This is a genomic window from Bacillota bacterium (genome assembly GCA_023511455.1).
In the GTDB taxonomy this organism is placed as follows: Bacteria; Armatimonadota; HRBIN16; order HRBIN16; family HRBIN16; genus HRBIN16.
This window is the reverse complement of sequence record JAIMBJ010000023.1, coordinates 48,042-54,727: the sequence shown is the minus strand read 5'-3', so window position 1 is coordinate 54,727 and position 6,686 is coordinate 48,042. Positions and strand designations below refer to the sequence as shown.

The window sequence follows — 6,686 nt, the reverse complement described above, 5'->3', positions numbered from 1 at the left end:
GTGAGCGCGATGTTCAGTTTCGGCAACGGTAGCGGCGTGGTGTATTTGACGCAGGTGAACTACGGAGCGAACTTCCGGATTGAGGCGAACCAGAGCGCGACGTTGCTGTTCTCGGGCACCAACGCCTCCTCGTCAGTGGGTGTGGATGCGGTGGTAACGGTTCAGGTTACCACGTCGGCTGGTGTCACCTCTGCGACCTTCACCGGAGGCCGTGCGGTAGGCGACAGCGGTTTGAAAGTGAAGGATGCCTATGGCAACACGCTGTTGCTGACCGAGGCAGGCAACAGCACGTCGGTGAGCAACACGAAGGTGGCGGTGGTTACCGCACAGAGCCTGGTGTTCCAGATTGGCGCGAACGCGGGGCAGGTCGCGCGTGTCTCCCTGCGCGATACTCGCGCCGGTCAGCTGGGCACGACAGTGGTGGCGGGCAAGTCCCTGCAGGACATCGACGTCACGACTCAGCAGGGAGCACAGGACGCCATCCGCATCATCGACGAAGCCATTTCGCAGATCAGCCAGGTACGCGGGAATATTGGTTCCTTCCAGAAACAGGTTCTGGAGAGTACCATTCGCTCGCTGAATATCTCCCGCGAGAACCTGGCGGCGTCGGAGAGCGCGATCCGCGACACCAACGTTGCCGAGGAAGTGATGAACTACACCAAACTGCAGATTCTGCAGCAAGCGGGCATGGCAGTGCTGGCTCAGGCGAACGCCGCACCGCAAGCAGTGCTGTCGCTGCTCCGGTAATCCGCACCCTCCTGACCGAGAACCCGGCCGCCCCGATGGGGCGGCTGGTGCTTTTACGGCGCTAGGTTAGATACCGTACCGTCAGCAAAGGCGTCCTCTCGAAGGCAGCTATCTCCTCGTCGGTCATGGCTTTTACCTGCTCGACCAGTGCCTGCACTTGCTGACGCAGGTCTTCCACATCCAGCAGGTGCATCACCGCGGGAAACTGCCCGAGCTTGTCCAGCCCCGCCTGCAGTTTGCTCAGTGCGCCGCGGCGGTTGTAACGGACGGTGAGGTGGTAGCAACCCACCGCTACCTGCAGCAGGCCCTGGTAAAACAGGCGCAGTGAGGTTGGCTCCTCGCGCCAGAGCTCCTCCAGCACCTCATGGCACTCAAAGTACTCGCCTGCGTCGAACAAACGCATAGCGTCGTAGAAGCGGGCAGGTAAATCCATGATGAATTCCTTTTTCACCTAACCGCCCATCCCCTTCCCTGCAAGGGAAGGGGGAGCCAGACACCCCTCTCCCGCAGCTTCGAAAGAGGGGACAGGGGTGATGGCAACCTATCACCCCTTTCGTCACAGGAGAGGGGCAGGGGGTGAGGTCAAATTGCCACCAGCTCCGCGCCTCCCAGCAAACCGTAGTTGAAGCTGTTCAGCTCCTCGCGCAGGAACCATTCCTCCTGGAAGGCGTTGGGTCCCGCCCACATGTTATCGTCACCGTTCTTTTCGTGCAGCGGACCCCACGCATTCTGCAGCGAAGAGACCACCTCGATTTCCAGCCGGTTCTGATCGGGCTGTACCAGCGGGGTGAGCTCCAGCAGGTAGGGTCGCCACAGGATGCTGCCTGCCTCCTTGCCGTTGAGGCGCACCTTGAACAGCGTGCCCGATGGACGCATCAGCCGCAGGAACAACCGCTTGCCAGCGGGCGCGGTGAAGTCCGTTCGATACACCATCCTGCCCGTGTAGAAGGGATAGCCCTGCGTGCTCCACGAGCCGACCTTCAGGCGTTTCGGCTCCTCCACCAGTTTGGCCCGGAAGGGGTCGACCATCGCCACGCCGAAATCGCCCACCACGTAGGCGGTCTCCACCTCCGTGAGAAAGTCGTAGTGGACAGCGAAGTCCACAATGTTCTCGCCCCGCTGCACCAGCGAGGTAATCTCCGCCATCTGGAATCCCCTGTCCCAGTACCTGCCAAGCTCCTCTGCGCTATCCCAGCAAACAGGTTGTCCGTTCACCTTCAGCTTGCCCTTATACAGGTCTTCGATGACCACATAGCTCTTCGGCTGCTCGAGGTCGCTGAGGAAGCGGTAGCGCAGCACGATGTCGCCTCCCTTGCCCTCGAACAGCCGTTTGCGAATCGCCACCCAGGGCTGCCACTGCAGGGTCTCCTCCGTGCCGAACCGCTTTGCCAGCGACTTGCGCACCCGCCATTCGTAGTCCTCTGGTTCGAAGGTGTTGCCCCCGTCGAACGAGACGCTGATGCGGTCCATGACCAGCACGTTCGGGTCGGTGCGGGTGAAGTCGAACTCCTGCGGGAGGGGGATGACCTCGCCCTGTCGCAGGTCGGGCAGGCGTTCCTCCACCTGCGCGTTGGGCACATCCGCGCCTACCGTCAACAGCAGCGACCCGCACGGCGGCAGGCTGAACTCGTAGCGCAGGTCGTTGCCGATTGGTATGGCGTTCACGCGGCAGCAGGTCGCCTCCACTGCATCCCACTTCAGTACCGGCTTGCCCGCCGCTCCTTTAAGCGTCAGCACGTAGTCCCTGCCAGCGTTGCGGTCGGAGTTGACGATGAAGAAGATGTGTTCCTCCCCGTCGATGCGGTGCTGCAGGTAGGTCATGGGCACTGCCTTGCCGTCCGCACTTTTGAGGGTGAAGTCGCCCGGGGCAATCTCGTCGATGGCGTTCTGGATGGCTTCCACCGCGCAGGGCAGGGAGCGCACGTTGGGATGGTTGGCGAGTTCCAGCCACTTCTCGCGGGCAGGCTCGCAGTCCAGCTCGGACGGCAGCTCGCCCAGCAGGATGACCTTGCCGCCGTTGTGTGCAAACTGTTTGAGCAACTCGTAGGTTTTCGGTCTCCACGTGGTGGCGGGTGGCACCACCACCACCTGATAAGCCATCTCTCCGATGACGAAGCGGTCGCCTTCCACACGCCCCATGTCCTCGATGTAGCCTTCATCGCCGAGGTCACAGTCATAGCCCGCGTTGAGGATGGCGTCCAGCGTCTTGCGCATCAGCGCGTCCAGCTCATCTGCCGCGCGCAGGTCGGCGGTGGGCACGTCCAGCGGAGTGCGTCGCGCGTTGTCCTGCACCTGCCCCTGCACCTCCACTCCGAATCGTCGGGCAGCGGTTGCGCTCTCGATGGAGTGCAGCAGCAGGATGTCCACCGACGCCTTGCCGCGCGTCAGGGCGTATGCGACGCGGGTAAAGTAGTCATTCAGGGGCTTGAGGTCGTCCCAGTAGGTCTGCTGGTAGTTCCAGTTGGGCGGGTAGTCGCGCTTGCGCCGCCCTTTACCGGAGTACCACGTGAGGTGGGGGCAGAAGAAGTTGGCTCCCAGCACCAGGTCGTAGTCGCCCAGCCACTTGAAGTCCTCGAAGGTGTTGGTGTGGCGACTGACGCCGAAGATTTCGGTCAGCACGCGCTTCCTGCCCAGCTGCCGGGCGGCTGAGGAGACCTGTTTGACGGTGAACAGGTGGTTGTGCGCCACGCGACAGAGGTGGTCGATGCCGGGCGCCTGTTGATAGCGATAGTGCGCCATAATCCCGCCGTAGTGGCAGACAATCTGCCCGTGGAAGGTATCCTCGGCGTTGTAGTGCCCGGTGTGTTCCAGTCCGTGTTGTTCGCACCATTCGTAGATGGGCTTGCTGTACGCCTCCAGAAATTGGCGCAGGATGGTGCGGTGCATCAGCAGACGGATTTTGCGCGCCTCCGCGCCGTCGAAGAACATATAGGGCAGGTCTCGCCAGAAGTCGCGCCCCGTCCATTCGCGATAGCGTTCTGGCAGTCCCTCGTACCACGCGAAGCCGTTGGAGGCGGAGGGCACCTGCGGCTCGTCGGTGAAGATACCGGGGATGCGCTTGCCGAACTCTTCGCCCAGCTCGCCGTAGTAGCGCTCGTGGGTGAGGCGGATGAACTCGCGCATGGCTTCGGGGTGCAGCAGGTTGGCGTAGGACTCGCCGCCCCACCAGCCGGTTTTGGGCTGATAGGTACGCACGAGGAGCAGCCTCTCGTACTGGCGCGCCGATTCTAGCCTGTCCAGCGGCACCTGCTCGGCTTCCAGCAGGGTCAGGCGGTCGCGCTTCTTAATGGCGTAGCAGGCGCGCAGTGCCTGGTCTTCGTGCAGGGTGGGTTCCGGCTCGCCGGGCGCGACGAGAATGGCGTTGAGCGTGGCGGCGCGGTATTCGTCCTTCATGCCCGCGACCTGCCCACCCGCGTTGCCACTCGGCCAGAGGTCCTCGTCATACAGCCAGAGGTAGCCGTCGTGTTCCCTCGCCGCCTGCAGCGCGGCACGCATGGCAGCAAACCACTCCTCGCCCAGATAGTCGGTGATGAGACCGTGCCGCGAGTGGAAAAAGCCGCCCGACAATCCGACGCGAATCATATCCGCCATCTGTCGGGCGACCTCGTTCGGGTCGAGCCTGTCGTTAATCGCCCAGAAAGGCGCAGGACGCAAGATGCTGTCGGGTTTTCGGAATGCTTCGGTGTTCATCGCTCGCTCCTGTTTCCATCAGAGTTCAGACGGGTCTGTATTCGCTACTCGCGCGGTCATCCCTTTTGGCGGTTCGGGCAGGTTATCTGCTTGCCCACTAAGAAAAAAGATTATCGTTAGGAGGCGTTCTCTCATGCTCCATGTGGATAACAACCTGTCGCCGTCCGACCTGCTCCCTGCCATCGAGCGAATGTGGCAGCTGTCGGCGGCGAAGATACTGGATATCGAGCAAACATGGTCACCAGAAATGGGCGCGCCGGTGTTTACGGTGAAGGGGCGGTACGCCAGCCGCGCGTGGACGGACTGGACACACGGCTTCCAGTTCGGTTCCGCGCTGCTGCAGTATGACGCCACCGGTGATGAGAGTTTCCTGCACCTTGGGCGCGAGGGGACGTATCGCCACATCCCTGTACACATCACCCACATGGGCGTGCATGACCACGGCTTTAACATCATCAGCACCTACGGCAACCTGTGGCGGTTGATGGGGGAAGGACGTCTTCCTGTCGACGAAGGCGAGCGTCGGTTGTGCGAGCTGGCAATCCGCTGCAGCGGGGCGGTGCAGGCGAGCCGATGGGCGCGCACGGCAGACGGAGGCGGCTATATCTATTCGTTCAACGGGCCGCACTCGCTGTTCGCGGACACCATGCGCACCCTGCGCGTGCTTGCGCTGGCGCATCGGCTGGGACATGTGCTGAAAACGGAGGGCGACCGCACGGTGTCGCTGCTGGAGCGATTGATCACCCACGCGCGCACTACTACCCGCTACACGGTGTACTACGGCGAAGGGCGAGACATCTACGACGTGCGCGGGCGCGTGGCGCATGAGAGCCTGTTCAACCCGAACGACGGCAGCTACCGTTGCCCCTCTACGCAGCAGGGCTACTCGCCGTTCAGCACATGGACGCGCGGGCTGGCATGGGTGATGCTGGGCTTCGCGGAGCAGCTGGAGTTTGTCGATACGCTTAGCGACGCCGACTTGCAACCCTTTGGGGGACGTGAGGCGGTGCAGGCGATGCTGCTACAGCCCGCGCTGGCGACCGCCGATTTCTTCATCGAGAACACCCCCACCGACGGCATCCCCTACTGGGACACCGGCGCGCCCGGGCTGCGCGAACTGGGAGACTATCTGAATCGTCCTGCCGACCCGTTCAACGACCGGGAGCCGGTGGACAGCTCGGCGGCGGCGATTGCGTGCCAGGCGTTGCTGCGACTGGGGCATTGGCTGAGCGCAAACGGGCGCGAGCAGGAAGGTCATCGTTACGGGCAGGCGGGTTTGACCGTTCTACGCCGTCTGCTGGAAGAGCCTTACCTGAGCATGGACGAATCGCATCAGGGGCTGCTGCTACACAGCGTATACCACCGCCCGAACGGCTGGGACCACGTGCCCGAGGGACGGCGCATCCCCTGCGGCGAGTCCAGCATGTGGGGTGATTACCACCTGCGCGAGGCGTGCCTTTACGTGCAGCGGCTGGCAAAGGGGGAGGGATATTATGCGTTCTTCGGTCGTGACGGGTGAGCGGGTACAATCATGGTGGAGGTGTTTGCCATGAAGACGCTGATTCGGGCGCGATATGACGGCAGGGTACTGGTTCCAGAGGAGCCGCTGGATTTGCAGGCGGGACAAACGGTCACGATGATGTTGCTGGAGCCGTTACCGAAGGCGGAGGAGCTCCCGGTAGAAGAGCGGCTGGAGGCGCTGCGGCGATTTGTGGAAGGGGGAGTGCGTGGCGTTAATCTACCGCCTGAAGCGTTGCGACGCGAAACCATCTATGAGGACTAAAGATGGCCTACCTGGTGGACAGTAACGTTCTCGTGCGGCTGAGAGACCTCGACAGTCCTGAGCGTGCCGTCTGCGAGCAGGTGGTTCAGGTTAGCTTGCAACAGGGTGTGCGTCTGTATCTGTGCGCGCAATCGTTGATCGAGTTCTGGGCAGTCAGCACGCGCCCGCGCGAGACAAACGGGCTGGGATTGGATACAGAGCAGGTTTTCACTGGCATTACCACCATTGTCCGCAGCATTCCGCTGCTCCCTGAACCGCCGGACATCGCGGAGCGGTGGCTGCAGCTGGTAAGACAATACGAGGTCAAAGGCAAAGAGGTGCATGACGCGCGGCTGGTGGCGTTCGCAGTAGCGCACCGCATTGGGGACATATTGACCCTCAACCTCGACGACTTCACCCGCTACCGCGAGGTTGCGGCCTGGACGCCAGCGCAGCTGATAGACCACATCACTCAAGGAGGATAAAA

The 6,686-nt window shown here is 62.4% G+C and carries 6 protein-coding genes; 4 read left to right on the top strand and 2 right to left on the bottom strand.

The window, feature by feature from the left end; translation table 11 throughout:
- On the top strand, positions 1-747 hold a 747-nt coding region (locus K6U75_12140; protein MCL6475789.1), incomplete at its 5' end, for a flagellin.
- Positions 748-808: 61 nt separating this feature from the next.
- On the opposite strand, the gene K6U75_12135 is transcribed toward K6U75_12140, so the two are convergent.
- Both K6U75_12135 and K6U75_12130 read right to left on the bottom strand, forming a co-directional pair.
- Positions 809-1,198: a DUF309 domain-containing protein gene (locus K6U75_12135; protein ID MCL6475788.1), complete on the bottom strand. Its 390-nt coding sequence runs from the start codon at positions 1,196-1,198 to the stop codon at positions 809-811.
- A 131-nt stretch (positions 1,199-1,329) separates the two neighbouring features.
- On the bottom strand, positions 1,330-4,437 hold the full coding sequence (locus K6U75_12130; protein MCL6475787.1) for a hypothetical protein: 3,108 nt from the start codon (positions 4,435-4,437) through the stop codon (positions 1,330-1,332).
- 133 nt (positions 4,438-4,570) lie between these two features.
- Between K6U75_12130 and K6U75_12125 the strand changes: the two genes are divergently transcribed.
- The 3 genes from K6U75_12125 to K6U75_12115 are packed head-to-tail and all read left to right on the top strand — an operon-like array spanning position 4,571 to position 6,684.
- A complete protein-coding gene (locus K6U75_12125) occupies positions 4,571-5,956 on the top strand; it encodes a glycoside hydrolase family 88 protein (GenBank protein ID MCL6475786.1) in 1,386 nt (461 codons plus the stop codon).
- Between the two features lie 30 nt (positions 5,957-5,986).
- The gene (locus K6U75_12120; protein MCL6475785.1) at positions 5,987-6,220 is read left to right on the top strand and encodes a hypothetical protein; all 234 of its coding nucleotides are present in this window, start codon (positions 5,987-5,989) and stop codon (positions 6,218-6,220) included.
- Between the two features lie 2 nt (positions 6,221-6,222).
- Entirely contained in the window at positions 6,223-6,684 is a 462-nt protein-coding gene (locus K6U75_12115; GenBank protein ID MCL6475784.1) for a PIN domain-containing protein, read from the top strand.
- The last annotated feature ends 2 nt before the right edge of the window (positions 6,685-6,686 follow it).

What these genes read in the sequence shown, in the direction of transcription:
- K6U75_12130 (MCL6475787.1), bottom strand. Translation starts at nt 4,437, where the DNA reads ATGAACACCGAAGCATTCCGAAAACCCGACAGCATCTTGCGTCCTGCG.
- K6U75_12125 (MCL6475786.1), top strand. Translation starts at nt 4,571, where the DNA reads ATGCTCCATGTGGATAACAACCTGTCGCCGTCCGACCTGCTCCCTGCC.
- K6U75_12120 (MCL6475785.1), top strand. Translation starts at nt 5,987, where the DNA reads ATGAAGACGCTGATTCGGGCGCGATATGACGGCAGGGTACTGGTTCCA.
- K6U75_12115 (MCL6475784.1), top strand. Translation starts at nt 6,223, where the DNA reads ATGGCCTACCTGGTGGACAGTAACGTTCTCGTGCGGCTGAGAGACCTC.